At 43.2% G+C, this 20,664-nt stretch carries 21 protein-coding genes and 1 pseudogene; 17 read left to right on the top strand and 5 right to left on the bottom strand.

Features of this window, described 5'->3' with window-relative positions:
• Positions 1 to 168: 168 nt before the first annotated feature.
• Complete coding sequence (locus EIZ58_RS15015) at positions 169 to 708, bottom strand: hypothetical protein (protein WP_134701641.1); 540 nt, start codon at positions 706 to 708, stop codon at positions 169 to 171.
• A gap of 242 nt (positions 709 to 950) precedes the next feature.
• Here EIZ58_RS15015 and fdhD point away from each other — a divergent pair, with 242 nt between their 5' ends.
• The 10 genes and pseudogenes from fdhD (at position 951) to EIZ58_RS14980 (ending at position 9,325) form a co-directional block, all read left to right on the top strand.
• Positions 951 to 1,703 carry a formate dehydrogenase accessory sulfurtransferase FdhD gene (gene fdhD / locus EIZ58_RS15010; protein WP_134701639.1) on the top strand — a complete coding sequence of 251 codons (753 nt, stop codon included), beginning with the start codon at positions 951 to 953 and terminating at the stop codon, positions 1,701 to 1,703.
• A gap of 24 nt (positions 1,704 to 1,727) precedes the next feature.
• Positions 1,728 to 2,297, top strand: a complete 570-nt coding sequence (locus EIZ58_RS35335) for a twin-arginine translocation signal domain-containing protein (protein ID WP_205672238.1) — start codon at positions 1,728 to 1,730, stop codon at positions 2,295 to 2,297.
• A 63-nt stretch (positions 2,298 to 2,360) separates the two neighbouring features.
• A pseudogene (locus EIZ58_RS34140) lies at positions 2,361 to 4,427 on the top strand (molybdopterin-dependent oxidoreductase); the annotation flags it as partial.
• Positions 4,402 to 4,560: a hypothetical protein gene (locus tag EIZ58_RS35330; protein WP_205672211.1), complete on the top strand. Its 159-nt coding sequence runs from the start codon at positions 4,402 to 4,404 to the stop codon at positions 4,558 to 4,560. The pseudogene EIZ58_RS34140 and the gene EIZ58_RS35330, both read left to right, overlap by 26 nt.
• Positions 4,561 to 4,574: 14 nt before the next feature.
• Positions 4,575 to 4,862, top strand: coding sequence for a molybdopterin dinucleotide binding domain-containing protein (locus EIZ58_RS35325; protein ID WP_205672209.1), 288 nt, complete (start codon positions 4,575 to 4,577; stop codon positions 4,860 to 4,862).
• Positions 4,863 to 4,864: 2 nt separating this feature from the next.
• Positions 4,865 to 5,665: a 4Fe-4S dicluster domain-containing protein gene (locus EIZ58_RS15000; protein WP_134701637.1), complete on the top strand. Its 801-nt coding sequence runs from the start codon at positions 4,865 to 4,867 to the stop codon at positions 5,663 to 5,665.
• A gap of 13 nt (positions 5,666 to 5,678) precedes the next feature.
• Positions 5,679 to 6,605, top strand: coding sequence for an NrfD/PsrC family molybdoenzyme membrane anchor subunit (gene nrfD, locus EIZ58_RS14995; RefSeq protein ID WP_134701635.1), 927 nt, complete (start codon positions 5,679 to 5,681; stop codon positions 6,603 to 6,605).
• A gap of 54 nt (positions 6,606 to 6,659) precedes the next feature.
• Positions 6,660 to 7,484 (top strand): formate dehydrogenase accessory protein FdhE, encoded by an 825-nt coding sequence (locus EIZ58_RS14990; RefSeq protein ID WP_134701633.1) that lies wholly within the window; start codon positions 6,660 to 6,662, stop codon positions 7,482 to 7,484.
• A gap of 15 nt (positions 7,485 to 7,499) precedes the next feature.
• The gene (locus EIZ58_RS14985; RefSeq protein WP_134701632.1) at positions 7,500 to 8,105 is read left to right on the top strand and encodes a molybdenum cofactor guanylyltransferase; all 606 of its coding nucleotides are present in this window, start codon (positions 7,500 to 7,502) and stop codon (positions 8,103 to 8,105) included.
• 311 nt (positions 8,106 to 8,416) lie between these two features.
• Positions 8,417 to 9,325: an STAS domain-containing protein gene (locus EIZ58_RS14980; protein WP_134701630.1), complete on the top strand. Its 909-nt coding sequence runs from the start codon at positions 8,417 to 8,419 to the stop codon at positions 9,323 to 9,325.
• Positions 9,326 to 9,383: 58 nt separating this feature from the next.
• Here EIZ58_RS14980 and EIZ58_RS14975 read toward each other — a convergent pair whose 3' ends face one another.
• Positions 9,384 to 9,833: a hypothetical protein gene (locus EIZ58_RS14975; protein WP_134701628.1), complete on the bottom strand. Its 450-nt coding sequence runs from the start codon at positions 9,831 to 9,833 to the stop codon at positions 9,384 to 9,386.
• Positions 9,834 to 9,971: 138 nt separating this feature from the next.
• On the opposite strand from EIZ58_RS14975, the gene msrB reads away from it, so the two are divergent.
• A complete protein-coding gene (gene msrB / locus EIZ58_RS14970; protein WP_134701626.1) occupies positions 9,972 to 10,922 on the top strand; it encodes a peptide-methionine (R)-S-oxide reductase MsrB in 951 nt (316 codons plus the stop codon).
• 32 nt (positions 10,923 to 10,954) lie between these two features.
• On the opposite strand, the gene EIZ58_RS14965 is transcribed toward msrB, so the two are convergent.
• Positions 10,955 to 11,854 carry a LysR family transcriptional regulator gene (locus EIZ58_RS14965; RefSeq protein WP_134701625.1) on the bottom strand — a complete coding sequence of 300 codons (900 nt, stop codon included), beginning with the start codon at positions 11,852 to 11,854 and terminating at the stop codon, positions 10,955 to 10,957.
• Between the two features lie 168 nt (positions 11,855 to 12,022).
• Here EIZ58_RS14965 and EIZ58_RS14960 point away from each other — a divergent pair, with 168 nt between their 5' ends.
• Positions 12,023 to 12,388 (top strand): DUF1516 family protein, encoded by a 366-nt coding sequence (locus EIZ58_RS14960; protein ID WP_134701623.1) that lies wholly within the window; start codon positions 12,023 to 12,025, stop codon positions 12,386 to 12,388.
• 123 nt (positions 12,389 to 12,511) lie between these two features.
• Entirely contained in the window at positions 12,512 to 13,423 is a 912-nt protein-coding gene (locus EIZ58_RS14955; RefSeq protein ID WP_134701622.1) for a DMT family transporter, read from the top strand.
• Positions 13,424 to 13,511: 88 nt separating this feature from the next.
• Here EIZ58_RS14955 and EIZ58_RS14950 read toward each other — a convergent pair whose 3' ends face one another.
• Both EIZ58_RS14950 and EIZ58_RS14945 read right to left on the bottom strand, forming a co-directional pair.
• Positions 13,512 to 13,937, bottom strand: a complete 426-nt coding sequence (locus EIZ58_RS14950; RefSeq protein ID WP_134701621.1) for a hypothetical protein — start codon at positions 13,935 to 13,937, stop codon at positions 13,512 to 13,514.
• A 169-nt stretch (positions 13,938 to 14,106) separates the two neighbouring features.
• On the bottom strand, positions 14,107 to 14,898 hold the full coding sequence (locus EIZ58_RS14945) for an HAD family hydrolase (protein ID WP_134701620.1): 792 nt from the start codon (positions 14,896 to 14,898) through the stop codon (positions 14,107 to 14,109).
• A gap of 161 nt (positions 14,899 to 15,059) precedes the next feature.
• Here EIZ58_RS14945 and EIZ58_RS14940 point away from each other — a divergent pair, with 161 nt between their 5' ends.
• From EIZ58_RS14940 to EIZ58_RS14925, 4 genes are all read left to right on the top strand, one after another.
• On the top strand, positions 15,060 to 17,159 hold the full coding sequence (locus EIZ58_RS14940) for a DNA topoisomerase III (RefSeq protein ID WP_134701619.1): 2,100 nt from the start codon (positions 15,060 to 15,062) through the stop codon (positions 17,157 to 17,159).
• Positions 17,160 to 17,255: 96 nt separating this feature from the next.
• The gene (locus tag EIZ58_RS14935) at positions 17,256 to 17,495 is read left to right on the top strand and encodes a hypothetical protein (protein WP_134701618.1); all 240 of its coding nucleotides are present in this window, start codon (positions 17,256 to 17,258) and stop codon (positions 17,493 to 17,495) included.
• 117 nt (positions 17,496 to 17,612) lie between these two features.
• Positions 17,613 to 18,785 carry a MalY/PatB family protein gene (locus EIZ58_RS14930; protein WP_134701617.1) on the top strand — a complete coding sequence of 391 codons (1,173 nt, stop codon included), beginning with the start codon at positions 17,613 to 17,615 and terminating at the stop codon, positions 18,783 to 18,785.
• A 15-nt stretch (positions 18,786 to 18,800) separates the two neighbouring features.
• Positions 18,801 to 20,657 (top strand): flagellar assembly protein A, encoded by a 1,857-nt coding sequence (locus EIZ58_RS14925; RefSeq protein ID WP_134701616.1) that lies wholly within the window; start codon positions 18,801 to 18,803, stop codon positions 20,655 to 20,657.
• Positions 20,658 to 20,664: the final 7 nt, after the last annotated feature.

Below are 20,664 nucleotides of genomic sequence, written 5' to 3'. Positions count from 1 at the left end.
TAAGAATCTCACTAACTACAGGTCTTTTATATCTTTCTCTTATCCACTTTTCTGAAGGAAAAGGCACTTGGTTTGTTCCGTTTCTAGCATTCTCTTATATTGTTTATATGCTTTGGGGGGTTTACAAAGAAATGATAAAAGGGTGATCCTGGTTGGAGGATCACCCTTTTACATGAGTATAAAGTATAAGTGTGTAAAGAGACAAATTAAAAAAAAGATAGCCACCCAACGATGTGTCTTACGATTTAAAAACGGACTTACCATAAGACCAATTCCATCCAGTGCAAGAATGATAAGCATGACAAAGGCCAATATACCGGATGTAGTAATAAGATCAAAGGAAAGTGTGGCGTTTAAATAAGGTAAACCATGAAGAATGGCCAAGCCGAGTCCAAGTAAACCCGTCATCATATGTAGAGGTCTGACCATTCGTATACTGTTCGATAGGAATCTCTTCACACTCACCGGAAAGATAATGAAAGTCTGAATGAGCATGCCCCACATAATCCCATGAATACTGGTTATAGCAATAAATAGAAAGCAAAGCCACCCAAAGATCTGGTGATGGATAAGCCATTCAGGACTAACGGTAAACTGCCAAGCGGCTAATAGAATAATGCCGATCAAAAGGTACAAAGAGACGCTAGCTCCAATTAGCTCCCACCGATTCAAAAATCTCTCTATATTTCCTTGTGATTTAAGTAACATGTTATCCACTCCCCTAAACCCCATTAACACTATTGTAACGGCACTAACGTTAATATTTATGCAAATGTTAGAATAATTATTAATAGCCAATATTTGGAGTTGTATATTATTTATTTTTGAAAAACCCTATTTACTAAGGTTTATTAGAATGATAACATAATTAACATATCACGGTAAATGTTTTTTATCCCAGTTAATGTTGAATATTTATACATTTAATTCAGAAAAGGAAGGGGTGGCGTATGGTTCGTAAATTTTGTCCGCAGGAATTTACAGTAACCCTATATCTTAATCGGTATGAGATGGTTTCCATTCAGATGAGTAATACCGATTGGGAAGATTGGGCGATCGGTTATTTGTATTCTGAAGGAGTCATTCATTCTGCCAGCGATCTAAAAAGGTTAATCATAGATCAAGATCGATTCAAGATTTGGGCAGATCTTAAGCCGGGTTTTGATGCGGAAAGATTTTTGAAACAGAGAAGACATCTGACAGCAGGCTGCGGCAACGGCGTTACGTTTCAATCCATTGCAGATGTTCGCGGGCTGCACAAAATTAGCTCGTCCTATTCTGTTCGTTTGTCTTTTCTTAACCAAAAAATGAAAGAGTTTGCGAAGCTGACACCCATGTACCATGAGACAGGTGGAATGCACGCTGCTTGTTTAGTTGACCCCTTAGGAAATATCATGGTTCGTGAGGATATTGGACGACATAATGCTGTCGATAAGGTGATAGGACAAGCAGTCAAAGAGCTGAGGGATCCGAGTTCGCTGATTCTGATGACGACAGGCAGAATCTCTTACGAGATGTTATCCAAGGCGGCAAAGTTTGGTATTCCAATTCTTGCCTCGAGGACCGCAGCCACGAATCAAGCCGTAGAACTAGCAGAATTACTTGGGGTTGAGATCGTAGGGTACATAAGAGGACAGATGTCAGTTTTGTACACATCCTGTCACAGAGTCTTAGATGACCTAATTAAGGTTGCTGGAAAATAGGGGAGAAAATAAAGGGGGACTAGCATGATTACACGTCGTGACTTTTTGAAAAAGTCTGGGGTTGCAGTAGCTGGCCTAACCGTTGCATCTGTTGCAGGGGTAAATCTTACGCCAGTGAGAGCACAAGCTTCAAAGATTCAGCTGCAGGTGAAAAAAGGGAAGCAAGTTCCTGCGGTTTGTCCATATTGTGCTGTAGGATGTGGAATGATCTCAACGGAATATGAAGGTAAAATCATTAATATCGAAGGAAATCCAGATAGCCCGGTAAATTTAGGCTCGTTGTGTCCGAAAGGGGCCGCGGCGTTTCAGCTAGTAGAAAATACGGAACGTCAAACTAAGGTGTTGTACCGTGCTCCACACAGCGAAGAATGGGAAGAAAAGCCTCTGGATTGGGCGATGAAGCGAGTGGCTGAACGGGTGAAGGAGACAAGAGATCAATTTTTCATCGAGAGAGCAGATGGAAAAACCGTAAACGTGGCGCCTGCCATTGCTTCCTTAGGCGGTTCTACTATGGAGAACGAGTGGAACTATATCCACCAGAAGCTCATGCGGGCCTTGGGTGTCGTCAATATGGAAAACCAGGCTCGTATTTGACACAGCTCGACAGTACCTGGTCTAGGTACTTCATTTGGTCGTGGCGGAGCCACTAATACACCTAGAGATCTTGCGGAAAGTGATTGCATTCTAATTATGGGATCGAATTTCGCTGAGAACCATCCTGTTGGTTTTAGATGGGTGATTCAGGCGAAAGAAAAAGGCGCTAAGGTGTTGCACGTTGATCCTCGCTTTACGCGGACCTCCGCTCTAGCAACGGATTATGTGCCAATGAGATCGGGTTCAGATATGGTCTTTCTAGGAGCCCTTATCAATTACATGATCCAGCATGAAAAGTATTTTAAAGAATACGTGGTTCACTACACGAACGCACCATTCATAGTAAATGAGAACTATAAAGACACAGAAGACTTGGACGGGTTGTTTTCCGGTTACAATCCGGACAAGCAGACTTATGATCGATCCACCTGGGATTTTGAGCGTGAAGAGCCGATTTATCCTGAGGGGGAACCGTCTAATCTGACTGAAAGAATTGCTAGACAGAGGATTGTAGGTCGACCGAAGCAGGATGAAACCCTGCAGCATCCTAGATGCGTGTTCCAAATTTTAAAGAAGCACTATGTAAGATACACTCCGGAGTTAGTAGAAGAAGTATGTGGAACACCTAAAGAAGATTTTATCATGGTAGCTGAGACATTGGCTAAGAACTCGAATCGGGAACGAACAAGCTCGATTTGTTACGCGATGGGATGGACTCAACACACCTTAGGTGTTCAGACGATCAGGTGTGCTTCTATCCTGCAGTCTCTGTTAGGGAATATGGGGCGTCCTGGCGGCGGTATTATGGCGCTTCGTGGTCATGCCAATGTTCAGGGTGCAACTGATATTTCGACCTTATATCATACGCTGCCAGGTTATCTAAACATGCCATCTGCCAAGAAGCAGCATGATACTTTGGAAGACTATTTACTTGCCGAAACAAAACCAACGGGTTGGTGGGTAAATTATCCAAAGTACACGATTAGTCTGCTGAAAGCTTGGTTTGGTGACGCTGCTACAGTTGAAAATGACTTTGGCTACGACGCGTTACCTAAGCTTTTAGGAAATCATTCTCACTATAATATGTTCCAGGATATGTATAAGGGCACTATCAAGGGCTTTTTCGTTATGGGGCAGAATCCTGCAGCGGGCGGACAGAATGGTCGTTTCCATAGGGAAGCCATGAGTAAATTAGATTGGCTGGTCATTCGAGATCCTTTTCTTACGGAGACGGCTACTTTCTGGAACAAGGCTCCCGAAGTACTCAATGGTCAGGTCAAGCCGAAGGATATCAAGACTGAGATCTTCTTTTTTCCGACCGCCGTTTTTGCTGAGACGGGCGGGAGTTTTACCAACACTAATCGTATGGCACAGTGGAAGGAAAAAGCCGCCGATCCTCCCGGGGATTGCCGATCTGACCTATGGTTTGCGAATGAATTAGGGAAACAACTTATTGCGATGTATCAAGGTAGTACGGCTAAGAGGGATTGGCCACTCGTAAATCTGACGTGGGATTACGATGACGAGAAAAATCATGGCGGTTTCCATGTACCGGAGCCAGATGATGTGAAAATCCTTAAAGAAATTAACGGCTATTACACAGAAAATAAAAAGTGTGTACCGAAGTTTGCCGATCTTAAAGACGATGGTAGTACAGCTGCTGGCTGCTGGGTATACACAGGGATTTTGCCGGATGATCAAACAAATCTAGCTGCCTCTCGGGAAGCGGATGATTACGTCAGTTTGAAATGGGGATTCTGCTGGCCAGCTAACCGACATGTTCTTTATAATCGGGCTTCAGCTGATCCAAGCGGGCGACCATGGTCTACACGTAAGAAATATGTGTGGTGGGACGGATTAGAAGAGAAGTGGACAGGTCTTGATGTACCGGACTTTGCAGCTAAAAAATCTCCAAGTTCCAAGGCCAAGTTAGATGGGATCGGTTTAGATGCACATTCCGGTTCGGATCCATTCATTATGCAGCCAGAAGGCCGCATTCAATTGTTTGGTGCGCTAGCTGACGGTCCTTTACCCACTCACTATGAGCCGGTAGACACACCCATTGAAAATAAGCTTTATCCGAAGTATCCCCATAACCCTGCCGGTGTATTACAAGGATATCCCGAATAATGAACTGCATGGAGTAGGGAATGGCAAATACCCCTATGTCATCACCACCTATCGGGTAACTGAGCATCACTTAAGCGGGCCGATGTCCCGTTTCCTGCCTTGGTTGGCTGAGATCATGCCAGAAGTGTTTTAGAAATAAGTCCAGAATTGGCCAAAGAATTAAATATTAAAAACGGTGAATGGGTCACGATTAATACGGCCCGTGGCGAAGCTGAGGCTAAAGCATTGGTTACGAAACGCATCCGACCATTTAAGATTGACGGGAAGCTTATTCACCAAGTTGGAATGCCGATTCACTGGGGTTATGCGGGTATCGCAACAGGGTCTTCCGCTAATCAGTTAACTTCCATTGTCGCTGATCCTAACGTAAACATCCATGAATCGAAAGCCTTTACGTGTAATGTACGTAAAGGAAGAATCGAAGCGGGGGTGTAGGAATGTCAGATAAAAAAGGAATGTTTATTGATACATCGGTATGTACAGGGTGTAAAGGATGCCAAGTTGCTTGTAAAGAGTGGAATAAGCTGCCTATGGCTGATGAGATTGGTCTGACTGGAAACAGTTATGATAATACAGGTTCACTAAGTGCTGTAAACTGGAGACACGTGAAGTTTATTGAGCAGTTTTCAGATGATCGATCACAAGAACGATGGTTATTTATGACCGACTCATGTAAGCACTGTCAGCAAGCCGGGTGTATGGAAGTATGTCCGACTAACGCCATTATTCGAACAGAGTTTGATACGGTTTATATTGACCATGATATCTGTATCGGCTGCCGCTATTGCGTTTCTGGTTGTCCTTTTGGAGTAATTTCCGTGGATGACATCAAAGGAACGGCGCAAAAGTGCACGCTGTGCTACGATCGACTCCAGGATGGGCAGCAACCTGCCTGTGCCCAAACTTGTCCAACTGATTGCATCCAGTTTGGAGACGTAGATGACTTAATGAAACAAGCCGACACAAAGCTAGAACTCTTAAAACTAAACGGAAACAGTGAAGCCAATATTTATGGTAAATCTGATGTACTAGGCGGACTAAATGTCTTTTATTTGCTTATGGACCAGCCTTCGGTCTATGCTCTTCCGGAAAATCCTCAATTGCCAAGCAAAAAGCAAGCAAAGAGTTATTTTATGAGTGTATTTGGTTTGATTGGTATAGGCTTAGTTGGACTCCTTACCTTCCGTGCGAATCGGATGAAGCAAATGGCCGAAGATCAACACCAAATTCAGGGCTAAGGGGGAGAACCAAATGGGTTACAGTTATACCGCTCAACTCAACAGTCCGGATTGGCACTGGGAGATAGTGTATTATTTCTTTGTCGCTGGCATTGCAATAGGTTCCTATATGTTTTCCGCCTTCGGTCAACTCTGGGGATCACGCTCGGATCGTGAGTATTCAGTAACTGGTTATTTTTTTGCGATGCCGCTAATTGCCTTAAGTGGACTTTTGCTCGTATTGGATCTAGCTGTACCTGATCGATTCCTACGTTTTTACCACATGATGTTCAATCCGCGTGATCTCGCTTTTATTGTAAAAGGTGAATCGGTTATGTCTATGGGTTCGTGGGCGATTGGATTATTTAGTTTACTATCAACCGTATCGTTTATCTATGCGCTCATTAAGACTTTGAAATGGGAGAAGAGGATTCCTCTTTCCATTCTTATTATTGGTCTACATGAAGGAAAAGCAAGCAAGGCTTTCTTACCTATTGGAATCCTTACAGCGAGTTATATTGGTACGTATACCGGAATTTTATTGTCGACGACTCATTGGCCGGCTTGGTCTTCAAGCTTGATTCCTATACTTTTCCTTGTTTCAGGCGTTTCGACTGGCCTCGCAGCCATGGTACTTGCGATGGCTAGAAAGATGAAAGAAGCCAAGGGCTATATACACCGGTTGGAGAAAGCCGACACAGTGGTTATGATACTCGAACTTATTATTATTGCTGGCTTCCTAGTTAGCTTAGGTGCTCTTGCGCCCACCTACATGAGTGGTACTAATGGTTTCCTCTTATTTGGAGGCGTTGTATTTGCAGGCTTAATCCTACCACTCATCATCCGTTACAGAGTCTCGATGCTAGGTGAAAAAAATAGTTTAATCCTTTCTAGCTCCCTCATTTTAATTGGCGGATTTATTCTGCGCTACATCTTAGTCATTGGTGGCCAATTTCATTAGTTTAAGTGGTGAGTCAACCTCACCACTTCATTTTTGGGACGGAGGTAGTTTGTCATGCTTGCAACAGTAAAAACAAGAACAAAATCTATTAAAGAAAAAAACAAGAGTCTAAAACCTTTAGCTGATATTCAATTAGATCTAATTGAACGATTTCTCTTGCATTCCCCTTTGATACAGCCTTTTGAACTGGCGGAGGCTGAGAAACTAAACAAACAGCTCCATGGTGAATATTTTCTATTAGGGTATGAAGAGAAGGTTGATCTTACGTATGCGATTCCTTTATTCAGAAGCCTTCTAGAGTGGGAAGGCGTAGGAAAAAGCAGGAAACCGTTGAAAATATTAGGTAAGTCGTTGACAAATGAAGATATATCTAGCATGCTTCTAGAAACCTTAAAAAACGAGGATACCCGGCTATGGCAGTGGTCGTCTGAATATAATATAGATATACCCTTATTAGCCTTACTCGCACAGTACAGTCTGCTGCCGACCTTGGTGGAGTACAGTCTGGCATTGTCCCGAGATTTTTCGCTGGATGACTGGAAAAAGGGATATTGTCCTATTTGCGGCGCCCATCCTATTATGTCTGAAATTAGAGAATCTGAGAAATTTCGTTATTTAAGATGCAGCTCATGTTCCTGCGATTGGCTCTATCAAAGAGTACAGTGCGCTCACTGCGAAACCACAGACCACCATCAACTCGATTACCTCTTTATCGAAGATGAAAATAAGTACCGAGTTGATGTATGCAATCAGTGTCAAACTTATGTTAAAGCAGTCCATTCTCTTTCCCCTCAAGCCTATCCGATGCTACTACTTGAAGACTTAGCAACCTTGCACTTGGATTTAATCGCTACAGAAAAAGGGTATAAAAGATATTGAAGAGGAGCTGAAAAAATGGATGTTGGTTTAATTATCCTTGCTGGCGGCAGGTCTAGCCGAATGGGGACAAACAAGGCATTACTAACATTTGGCGCAAGGGAGGAGACAACAGTTGAAAGAATACTCTACAACTTAGGTGCAGTATGTAAAAGCAAACTGCTTGTCACGAATGAACCGGCGCTTTTTGCTAACTTACCGATTAATATGGTAAGGGACAATTACCCCGGGCTTGGACCTATGGCAGGTATTGAGGCGGGGCTTTCCCATTCCCCCTATGATCTTAATCTGGTCATCGCGTGTGACATGCCCTTCGTTCAGTGTGAAATGGCCGAGCATCTTATATCTAAAGCGCCTGGGTATGATGCTGTCGTTCCTATGATTAAAAATCGAATTCACCCCTTATTCGCACTTTATCGAAAATCTATGTTGCCTAAAATTAAGGAGGCGCTAGAAGCTCAAACGTTGCGCATGGTCTCCCTGTTAGAACAAGTTAACGTCTGCTATGTTAAAGAGACCGAGCTACTCAATTTAGAAAATGTGGATCGCGCGTTGTTTAATATGAACCAGCCAATTGATTACGAGAAAGCTAAAAGCATGTTGACTTCCAAGGATTTCTTGTAGATAGATTCAATACTCTAGTATATACTATGTTATATGAGCCATAGCTTATCTTCTCCAATCGTGATTTTATCGTGTATATGGTTCATAACCTTTGCATTAAATCCTCGTAAATATATTGGGCTCGTTAGCCTAGTCAGCATCCGAAAAGCGAAAGCTAACGAGCTATTTTTTATAGATTACATATATTAAGTTAAAGAAGAGACCTGTGTATGATACAGGTCTCTTTTCTTTGAAAAAAGTGGAAATCCTATTAATTTCAAGATATAATCATACAAAAGGATGTATCTTCTTTTAAGACAAGGGGATCTTATATGTTAAATTATGGTTATTTGGAATTGGTTTATATCAAGGGAGAGAATTTAAATCAATTTATTGAGCAAAACCTGTCAGTAATAATTAGTGAGTGGAACCAGTCGAGTGGGAAAGGCAAATTCTTTCAAAGCTCAAAAGCAACCCCTAGCAGTCTGCAAGAAAGCTTTGAAAATCTTTTTCTTATCATTGGTAAAGACATGCCAGGTATACGAGAGGAAGAGCTAATTCAATGGGCTCAGGATATCGGGCGAAGAAGAGCCCAAAGTGATTTTCCGATACATTATAGCCTTGAGCTGTTTACAGAATTCAGAGATATTTTTTGGAAGACCCTAAATTACTACCTGCAACAATCACAAGAAACCCTTTCCGCAAAAAAAGTCTTTGAGTGGGAACGATACTATAACAAAGCCATCGATATGGTCATTTATCATTTCGCCTCTAATTATGTTGCCCAAAAAAACGAACTCATTCGTTTCCAGCAGATTACGGTAGAGGAACTCTCTGTTCCCCTTATTCCCATTACCCATGACACCTCCGTCCTTTCGATTGTTGGAGCTATTGATCATGCTCGCAGCACTCGAATTATGGATCAAACGTTCAATCACGTCAGTCAAGTACAAATACGCAACCTCATTATGGATATAACGGCTGCTCATTTTCTTGATCATCAAGTGGTAAAGGAAGTACTTAAACTCGTACAGGGTTTAAGATTATTAGGTTGTGATACCATTGTTACAGGGATTAAGCCCGACATAGCCAAAATGATGGTTCAACAGGGACTAGACATCACAGAGAAGATTCAGTCCAAAGCGACAATTAAACAAGCAATCGAATCCTTACATATCATTCAAAACGAGTCATCCTCGACTTTTACGACTAAGGGGAGAAAAATACGCTCAAGGTATTAAACATCTGATACACTATCAGATGTTTTTGGGTTCACAGAATATGAAAGTAAGTATCCAACTAAGGCTTGGTAATCATGAGTACGAGAATGGCAGTGACTAAGCTGCAGATCGTCCAACTGACCTGATTGAGCTTGATGGCTAAAGGGATTCCTTGAAGGGGGCATAATTGACCGTCCCCGAAAAGGGATCCTATTTTTTTATATATGGGACGATAGGCAAACACAATGAGGGCCACCACGAGAAGAATTAAGACAGCCGACACAGACATCCATATCGTCCGAATATAAGCCCCTTTGACCAGGACATCCATGGCAAACCCTGAACTAAGAAGAAGAACCGCTCCAATGGCGGCCAGAGGGAAGAGCTGCTTCATTAATCCATACGATTCTTGGCTTAAGCGCCCTTTATTGGTAAGGAAGTAAGAAAGCACAGGAAAACAGAGAAGAGGACCAATACAAATAATTGCCGAGTAAATATGAATATACAAAAAGATAGGATACCATTTCATCTGTTGACACCTCGTTCCAGCACATTTGAGACCATTATAGTGGATTAAAGAGTAAGAAAATGTGATCTTTTGCACACTAGAAATGCTAAAATATTCTTGGATGAAAAAATCCTAAGGACGGAGAAGGTGAATAGAAATATGAGGTTCGAATTAGCTACGTTTGCAGGAGGCTGCTTCTGGTGTATGGTTAGTCCTTTTGAGGAGGAACCAGGGATTGTCAAAGTGGTTTCTGGCTATACTGGAGGGCATACCCCCAATCCAACGTATAAAGAAGTATGCTCGGAGACGACAGGACACTACGAAGCGGTACAGATTACCTTTGACCCCACGGTGTACTCCTACAAAGATTTAGTAGAGCTCTTCTGGCGTCAGATCGATCCTACGGATGAGGGAGGGCAATTTCACGATCGAGGAGAATCTTACCGGACGGCGATCTTCTATCATAGTGAGGAGCAACGAGAAATTGCAGAGGAATCCAAGCAAGCATTAGAGGAAAGTGGGCGGTTTAGCAAGAAAATTGTTACCCCCATTTTGCCGGCCGCAGAGTTTTATCCTGCGGAGGAGTATCATCAAGACTATCATAGAAAGAATCCATTCCGGTATAAAATGTATCGCAAAGGATCTGGACGGGATGCCTTTATTCAGCAAGCCTGGAAGGATCATCAACGTGATGAAGAGTTGAGAAATAGGCTTACCCCTATGCAATACGAAGTCACGCAAAATAATGGTACGGAGCCCCCATTCCGAAATGAGTATTGGAATCATAAAGAGCAAGGTATATATGTAGATATCATTTCCGGTGAACCCTTGTTTAGCAGCCTCGATAAATTTGATTCAGGTTGCGGTTGGCCGAGCTTCACTAAACCTTTAAATGAACAAGAAATCAAGCAAGAGATGGATGTTAGTCACAATATGGTAAGGATTGAAGTGAGAAGCAAGGGGGCAGATTCCCATCTCGGTCATGTGTTTGATGACGGACCAAAGCCAACCGGCCTTCGCTATTGCATCAATTCAGCTGCCCTTAGATTTATTCCCAAGGACAAGCTCGAAGAAGAGGGTTATGGCAGCTACCTCAAGCTTTTTGATTAAGAAGACTAAGAAGAGGGAGTCTTGCTCCCTCTTTACCCTGTTTGCGAATCTTTCAAGTGCTTTCGAACCACTCCTAGAAACTCGCGCAAGGCCGGAGTGATCCATTTAGAGCGGTGATAGACCAGCTGGGTAGAGACGCGATGAGAATCGTCATTCCACTTCAGAGCCACGAGTTTTCCATTCGAAATCTCGGTCTCTACCGTGATATGGGGGAGAAAAGCAATCCCTAAGCCGCACATCACACAATTTTTTATGGCTTCGATGTTCCAGAATTCCATGTCCGGATTCGTGTAGATACCATGCGCAATGAGATGCTTTTCAAAAAGAGAGCGGTAGCTGCATCCTGGTTCTGTATGCAGGATGGTCTCGCCTTTTAAATGATAGGGCTCTACCATTGGCAGGGAGACTAGCGCATGGTCAGGAGGCGCAATAAGGGACATTTTCTCTACGACTAGGGTCTCGATATGAAGATCGGGCGCATCACTCTCAGCTTCAAGAAGAAAGGCTAGGTCAAGCTCACCATTACGAACGTGAGATCTCATCTCCCAGCATAAGCCAGGCTTTAGGACCATTTTGACCAGAGGATAACGTTCCCGAAACTCCCGAATAATCGGAGGCAATCGATACGCTGCAAGAGACTCTGGTGCACCGATCACGAGGGTTCCACTGGGTTCGTCCTGGGAGTGGGCAATCGCTTTGATAGAATCTTGGAGCTTTGTCATCTCCTGAACATAAGGCAATAATCGTTCTCCTGCATCTGTCAATACAATTTTTTTGCCTAGTCGATCAAATAAAGGGGTTCCTAATTCTTCCTCCAGCGATTGGATCTGCGCCGTTATGCTAGATTGGGCATAGCCTAGAATCTCTGCTGCTTTTGTGAAACCTCGAACCTCTGCAACCACTTTAAAGGTAAGCAAGTGCCTAAATTCCATGTACATCCCTTCTTTGCTACATTGTTTTATTGATTATAGAAGATGTACCGAGAAATGTCATGAAAAAGTCACTTTCTAGCGTGTCTACATGACAAACTTCTATTATAATGTTTTATGTAATTACTATAACCACGGTGTTAACGATATACAATTTAAGGAGAGTGTCCAATGTCACCACAGTTGATGAACATCTTTTATCAATCCCATGCAGGTTCATGGTTTTTCACCCTATTATTTTTTGGTGTAAGCTATTTCATGTTAACCAAGCAAAATATGAAAGCCCAAAAAATCACCCATATGATCTTGCGATTATTCTTTGTCATTATGGTTGTTTCGGGAATTGGCATGCTTGTTGGTTATCAATTTTCCCTGGTTTTCGTTATCAAAGGAATCTTAGCTATCGCTTTAATCGGACTGATGGAAATGATCCTTGTTCGGACGAAAAAAGGAAAAGAGGCAGGCAAGCTATGGATTCCTTTTATAATTGTTCTTGTATTAGTCCTTCTACTAGGATTTAATGTTATTTCTTTTTAATCGATAAGGTGTCTTTCTCAAGCTTTCGCTTGGGGGACACCTTTTTTCTTTTGTACGTTTGAATATAGACATTTCCCCGGGGAGGAGGTAAGATGATTCCATATCACAATAGGGGATAATGACATGCCAATACTATATTTAGGGTTACTACTTGTTACCAGTATGCTATGGGCAGGAAACTTCGTAGCAGGGAAGTACCTTGTTAACCACGCCTCCGCACTCACTTTAACGGATCTACGTTGGTTTATTGCTGTCCTTTTTTTGCTGCCTATCGTTTGGTTGAAGGAAAGGAAGATCCTTCCTCCCAAGCCGGCCCTTATATATTTATTCATCATGGGTCTGACTGGGGTTGCTCTTTTTAACATTTTTATGTTTCTAGCTCTCGAGAGAACTTCTTCCAACAATGCAGGACTTCTCTCTGCTCTTAATCCCGTTGCCATTGCCCTTATTTCTTTTCTTTGGATAGGGGAGAAAATAACCGCGCGTAAAGTGTTAGGTATGGTGATCTCTTTTGGTGGAGTATTAATCGTGATTACCAATGGGCATATAGAAAGACTTCTTTCTCTTGAGTTCAACAATGGAGATTTATTTATGTTAGCTGCAGTCGCTTCCTGGGGAGTTTATTCCGTAGCTGGTCGTAGGGCCATGCAATATACCTCAGCCTACATGTCTACTTTGTGGGCAGGTATATTTGGGGTATTCGTACTGATTCCCATTAACTTGCCTAGCTTTGAGATTGTCGAACCTGATCTGAGCTTTTGGATTGCTCTATTATACGTTAGTGTAGGGGCTACAGTAATCGCGATGCTGTTTTGGAATCTAGGTGTTCAGAAGGTTGGGGGAACAAGGTCGGGAATGTTTTTGAATTTTAATCCGATCTTTACGGCCATTCTTGCGTACCTTTTTCTTGGGGAAACCATGAGCATCATGCAGTTTTTGGGTACAGCCGTTGTCATTGGCGGGGTATTGCTTTTTAATTGGCCAGAGGCTACTCAATCGCGTGCAACCGTTTGGAAAAAGAGAAGTGCTTCATAGAAAGAAGGGTGATCCCAAGTAGGTGGGTTCACCCTTTTTAGATAAAAAAACAAGAGGCCGGTCTTAATGACCAGCCCTTGCAGGTTGCTTATCTTCTAGAATCTTGGATGTCTCGAGGATTGCGTTGATTCTTGAAGTATACATAAATTTTTCTTACAAGGAAAATAACGGCTGCAATTACCAAGATGTTAATGAGCAATCCGAAAATGGCTCCTAGCATGCCTTCACCGAACATGCTGCCAAGCAACATCCCGGCTAAACCACCGAATAATAGCCCCTTCATGAAACCGCCGCTGCTTGCCGGCTTAGCTGCAGCTGGCGTGTTAGTAGCAGGATTATTGGTAGCAGGCTTATTGGTGGTGGAATTCATATTGGAATCATTTTTGGTTGGTGTAAAAGACTTGGTGCCGGACTTATACGACTTCTTTGCGTCTGCCTCTTGGTGATCGAATAATCCACCCGGGCTAAGAACCAAGGCGAATGCAACGAAGAATACAAGCAATTTCTTAAACATCAAACTGTTCCTCCTTGTAGTATATATGAGAATTCTAATTCTATAATACGGGACAACCCGGCTAAGGTTTCATTTTTTACGAATTTTTTTCTTTTTAAATTTCTTGGAGAAGTTAAACGAAAAATGGCTGACAAAAAACGTCAGCCTAAAGGAGTGTTAGGGATATCATTTATTTTCCTTCTTCCAAGATTCCCATTAACTCCTGCAAATGCTTAATCTCATAGGTAGGAGTAATCTCAGGATTTCTCTCCAGACCATTGCGGTTAATCCAGACGGATTTCATTCCGACGCGGGAGGCGCCCATAATATCGGTTGTCAGCTTATCACCTACCATAATGACTTCGTCCTTAGATAGGTTCAAGAGTCCTAAAGCATACTCGAATAAGGCGATGTCTGGCTTTCCTTTGCCAAAGTTACCTGAAATAACGATTTCGTCAAAGTAAGGTGCAATCTCAGGAACGCCTGCTAATTTTTCGTTTTGCAGATCAGGTGAGCCATTGGTTAGTAGCAACAGCTGGTATTTTCCTTTCAACTGGTCTAATACGTGGAAGGTTTCTTCATAGACATAAGGACGCTTTCTCCGCTCGGCTGGGAAGGTTTCTGCTAAGATCTGGCCAAATTCAGGATCATTAATGCCAAGCGCTTGTAGCCCTCTTGTCCACGACTCTCTTCTATACGTTGGAGCTAATCCTTGCAATAATCGAAACTCCGCAGCTTCCCCCTCTAAAAAATTAGCCCATAAACCTTCAAAAGGATTGATTCCGATCATAGTAGTGAAAGGATACGTTTCATAGGATGAATAGAGAGCACGGGCTTCTTTTCTTACCGCTTCTTCAAGCTGAACGGGGTCCACGCCATACTTTTCCTTGGCTAGCAAGCAAGTGGTATGAAAGGCTTCTTCTACACTGCGCTCGTCCCATAATAGGGTGTCATCAAGATCAAAAAAAACAGATTTAATCATCTCCAGGCTCCTTTTATATCCATGTTTTTTACTCATTTTATCACGATTTAACGCTGTATGGTTTTGTTTTGTGAAAATTTTTTGTCTATGATCATACATTCGCTTTCTAACTGGATCTTGTGTACTATGGAAAATGGGAATCTATGATGAAGGAGAAACGCATGAAATCACTTGTATTAGCAGAAAAGCCTAGCGTAGGAAAAGAAATTGCCCGCGTGCTTGGCTGTCATCAGAAGCACAAGCAGTATATGGAAGGGCCGGACTATGTCGTAACATGGGCGATGGGACACTTAGTAACCCTAGCTGAACCTGAAGATTATGATCCAAAATATAAAACATGGAGACTAGAAGACCTGCCTATCTTGCCTTCGCATATGAAGCTTAAGGTTATGAAGGAAACCTCTCATCAATTTCGTGCCGTGTCACAACTAGCGAGACGCTCAGATATCAAAGAGCTTATCATTGCAACGGACGCAGGACGTGAAGGAGAATTGGTTGCCCGATGGATCATGGAGATCGTACACTGGAAAAAGCCCTTCAAGCGTCTGTGGATATCCTCCCAAACCGATCAAGCAATCAAAGAGGGTTTTGCAAAATTAAAACCGGGGGAAGCCTTCACTCCTTTGTATCAGTCTGCCGTTTGCCGTGCGGAAGCCGATTGGCTCATCGGTCTCAATGTAACTCGAGCATTAACAAGTAAATACAATGCCCAGCTCGCTGCCGGACGGGTTCAAACTCCCACGCTTTATATGCTCATTGACCGGGAAAAAGAAATAAGAAGCTTCCAACCGGTTCCTTACTGGACGTTGCACGCCCAATTTGCCAAGTTTAAAGCTCTATGGAGACCAACTGGCAAAACGGAGTCGCGTATGTTCCAAGAGGATCAAGCCAAAGGAATAGAACAACAAGTAAAGAACCAAGCAGCGACTGTAAAACGAATCAAACGTGAGGACAAGCAAGAGCTTCATCCCCTTGCCTACGACCTAACAGAGCTGCAGCGAGATGCGAATAGGCGCTACGGATTTGCTGCCAAGCACACCTCGAATGTACTGCAGAAGCTATACGAACAGCATAAGTTGGTTACGTATCCTCGAACCGATTCACGTCATCTTTCAAGCGATATGGTCGACACGCTAAAGGGAAGGTTAAATAGTATTGCGGTGGGGCCCTATGCCTCTCTTGTTCGTCCCCTACAGAAGAAGATATTACCAATTAGCAAACGGGTTGTAGATGACAGTAAGGTCACGGATCACCACGCCATCATTCCGACGGATCAGCCATTAATCTTGAACGATTTAACCGCAGATGAAAAGAAGCTGTATGATCTCATTGCTAGACGATTCATTTCTTTATTTTATCCGCCTTACCGCTACGAGCTCGTCCAAGTCGAGATCCAAATCGGCAAGGAAAGCTTCCATGCGAAAGGGACAATCGTAAAAGATCTAGGCTGGAAGGAGCTCTACGGCAAAGATGATCAACAACAGGAGAGTTTGCCCGAGCTTCAAGAAGGAATAACGTTGCCCAGCCCTACCATAGATTTGAAAAGACAATTGACCGAACCTCCTCAGCGCTACACGGAAGCCGAGCTCTTAACTCAGATGGAAAAGCACAGTTTAGGTACGCCAGCCACAAGGGCTGATATTATTGAGAAACTCCTACAAACCGAAACCATTGAACGCCAAGCTAACCGTTTGAGTCCTACCCAAAAGGGCTGGCAGTTGGCTGAACTCGTTGCAGAGGATCTTCGTTCTCCTGACTTGACGGAAAAGTGGGAGCGAGAGCTGGAGCAAATTTCTTTAGGAAAGGGAGACCCTGTACGATTCCTGCAGGAAATTCGTCAACAAACGAAAAGATTGATTCAGCAAATTTCACAGAGTCAAATCGAATACAAGCCTCATAACCTGACCGGCTCGAAATGTCCGGAATGTCAGGGGCAATTAATGGAGGTGAAAACCAAGAGAGGTAAAAATTTGGTGTGTTCGAACCGTGAGTGTAAGTACCGTCGTGCCGCAGAAAATCCCTTACTTCAAAAGCGCTGTCCTCAGTGCAAAAAGAAAATGGAGCTTCGCACGGGAAAGGCTGGGAAATACGCTCACTGCAAACCATGTAACGTGATCGAAATGCTAGAGGATAATAAGAATGGAAAAAGAACGAACAAACGGGAAGAAAAAGCTTTAATTAAGGAATATACACATAAAGAAAGCGTGGGATCTAGCCTAGCAGATGCTTTAAAGGCTGCACTTGATAACAAGAAGCCATAGCCAACCGCAAACAGCCGCTCTTCTAAAGAGAGCGGCCTTTACATATCTCCTTTTGTTTGTACATACACTCTACCAAATGGACGGAGGTGGAAGTGCATGCAAACAGACTCTTGGAAAGGAATTGGGCTGGGTGTCGTTATTGGCTTGTTTGTTGGGATATTTCTCAAAGGAATTCTCTTTCTATTGTTTCTTGGAGTCATAGCTTATGTAGCTACGGCTTGGTATGGACAGTATAAAAATTATAGGACAGCGGCTTTTTGGAAGAACTGGCTGTTTTATTACTGTATAATAGGAAGTATCGTCATCCTGGTTATTACGATAATTTCAATCATTTAGAAAAGACCCCAGCAGGGGTTAAGGCCCTGGTAGGGGTCACACCAGTTAGGCATCGATGCCTTTATTAGTATACTTTTTTCGCACATTTTTATGCAGTGAAAGGGGGAAGTGTTAGATATGAATTATAATTTTGACCAAATGATTGAAAGAAGAAATACCGCTTCTTACAAATGGGATCAAGTAGAAAGACTGTTCGGTGATCCGGCGATTTTGCCAATGTGGGTGGCGGATATGGATTTTGCAGCACCTCCAAGTGTCCTTGAAGCAATAAAAAAACGAGTGGATCATGGGGTATTAGGCTATACCATAAGACCCCAATCGTATTATGATGCGATCATGGGATGGCTGAAAAGAAGACATGACTGGAAGATAGAGCAGGAATGGATCACTACATCTCCCGGTGTAGTAACGGCATTGAGTATGCTCGTAGACCTCCTCACCCAGCCTGGGGATAAGGTGATAATCCAGACACCGGTCTATCCTCCATTCTACGATGTGGTCAACAAAAATAACCGAACGCTAATTCAGAATCCGTTATTATTAGAAGATCGTTACTACAGCATGGACTTTGCCGCTCTTGAAGAGCAGATGATGGACCCGGAAACTAAGCTGATGCTTCTTTGCAATCCACATAATCCGGTGGGAAGAGTATGGAGAAGGGAAGAATTGATCCAGCTTGGGGATCTTGCCTTAAAACATGGAGTTTTTATTATTTCAGATGAGATTCATTGTGATTGGATATATCCAGGATATCAACATATTCCTTTTGCCTCTTTGTCCGAAGAGTTTGCGTTGAATTCCATTACCTGCATTGCACCAACAAAAACATTTAACCTAGCAGGAATTCAAACCTCAACCGTCATCATCGCAGATCCTTCACGAAGAAAAGAGTATAATGATAGACTTTCCACACTTTCTCTTCACTTAGAAAGCTGCTTCGGCTTGATTGCTGTGGAGGCTGCGTTTAATGAGGGAGATGAATGGTTAGATGAGCTTATCGAGTATGTTCGGAGCAATTTAGAATACTTGACGGACTTTATTGGCCAATACCTACCGAAAATCGATGTCATCAAGCCAGAGGGGACTTATTTAGTTTGGTTGGATTTTCGAAAGTTAGGCCTAAATAGTACGCAGCTTAAAGAATTAATGTATCAGCAAGCCAAAGTAGCCTTTAATGAAGGATCGTCTTTTGGCAAGAATGGGGAGGGCTTCCTTCGAGTTAACCTTGCATGTCCGCGCGCCATCCTCATCGAAGGCCTCGACCGATTGAAAAAAGCCCTAACGCCTTAAGTGAGGTCAACGCCTATGCCGAAGAGGATTACGAAGGAGCTTAAACGTTTAATACAACGGTTTAGTTCGTCCCCAAATACACAAGAAGAGGAACCGCAAGTTAGCAGCCGACCACAAAATGGCTCGGTTCAGATACAGGGTGGAGTGATAGAAATCCTAGAGCCTTCTGACGGCGGAGAGGACCCCATTATTGAAGCCAAGGAGCCTATTCAGCTTTTTATAAATGGAATCCAGGTTAGCCGACCCGTTCGCATTATTTCCGAGGATAGGATCGAGTGGAAAGTAAAAATCTCTCCGCTGTATACCATTGACTTATCTGAAGATCAAATGAAAGCTTATCTTCGAGTCCATCAGTTACATCATTATGAATGGCGATTGTCGGATCAGCCTGCTCAACATCATCTCATCCTTCATGTGGAAGCTAATCTAGGGAGGGTGGTCGACTCGCTCACAATGGAGGTAATCCTAAGTCAGCTAGAGCAAATGGGGATTCAAAGCCAAGTGGACAAGCTTGCCATTCAAGGGGAATTGGAGCATCCGACCTTCGAGAAGATCCTAATTGCCCGAGGTGTTGAGCCCATTTCTGGTACAGATGCAAATGTTGAAGTTTATTTCTCCCTTGAAGAACAGTCCTATCTTGAAGAAATCAACGGCAAGGTGAACTATCGGGAGCATCACCATATCCCAATGGTCCAAGAAGGGGAGCTGATGGCCCGCAAAATTCCGAAGAAAGACGGATTGAGCGGGCGAAACCTGTTTGGCAAGGCGGTGTCGCCTAAACCGGTCAAAGATTTTATGCTAGCTACAAGAGGACATGTGGAACTGCGAGAAAATGGCGAGGTCTATGCGCTTAAGCCCGGACGTCCTAGAATGATGGGAGATGCCGTCCGATTTTTCGATGTATGCACCTCCTATATCGTTCAGGGCAATGTGGACATGAATACCGGCAATATCCTATTTATCGGAGATGTTGTAATATACGGGGATGTTATGGATGGGATGACCGTTGAGGCGATGGGGAGGGTGATCGTACACGGGAATGCATATCATGCTACCATTGCTGCAACCGGTGGGATCCAAGTACAAGGTAATGCAGTATCAAGCCGTCTTTATTCAGGATTATACGGAGTCGATTACTCCCAGCTGTATATGGAGCTCAAGAAAGTGAGTGAACCATTCGCCTCTTTGTTAGAAGCGATCCAAATGATCCGTAATCACTTGCATGAAAATAAGCAAGCCGTGACCATCAGCAGAGTCGTACAGACGTTAGTAGATCATAAATATATGCATCTTATCCCCATGTTCCAAAGGCTGATTAGCCTAGTGCATACGATGAAATCTCCGGCGGAAAACGAATTTCTCGAACTAAATCAGAGGTTGGAACTGTTTTTGAAGCCTCATGGAATATCAACCATCCGCTCCATCGATGAACTCTATGCGATACAGGAATTTTTAGCGGAGATGCGGAACCGTGTTCGCCAATACCAAGAAAAGAAGGCTACGATTGAGGTGAGACAATGTCACCACTCTTCGTTGAAAGCCACTGGCGATATTCGCATCAAGCAAGAGGGAATGATTCAAAGTGACCTTTTTACGGAAGGAAATGTGGTGTTTTACGATCAGAACTCGGTCTGTCGGGGCGGAGTCATTATTGCGGAAGGAAGCATCTCTGCGATGACAGTAGGGGGAGAAGGCAACGGGCAAATCCAGCTGACGGCCGGTCACCGTATTCTCGCAGAAAAAATGACAGAGGGACGAATATGTATCGGTCGTTCTTGTCGCGATATTACCTCCCCTTTATTCCAACTCAAAGCTTATGTGCGGAATGATGAACTCGTTGTCGATTATACAGTAGAAGACCAAAAAGAGTAGGGCTGCA

Origin of the sequence: Ammoniphilus sp. YIM 78166 (assembly GCF_004522215.1) — a bacterium.
GTDB lineage: Bacteria > Bacillota > Bacilli > Aneurinibacillales > RAOX-1 > YIM-78166.
This window is presented reverse-complemented; position numbering and strand designations above follow the sequence as displayed.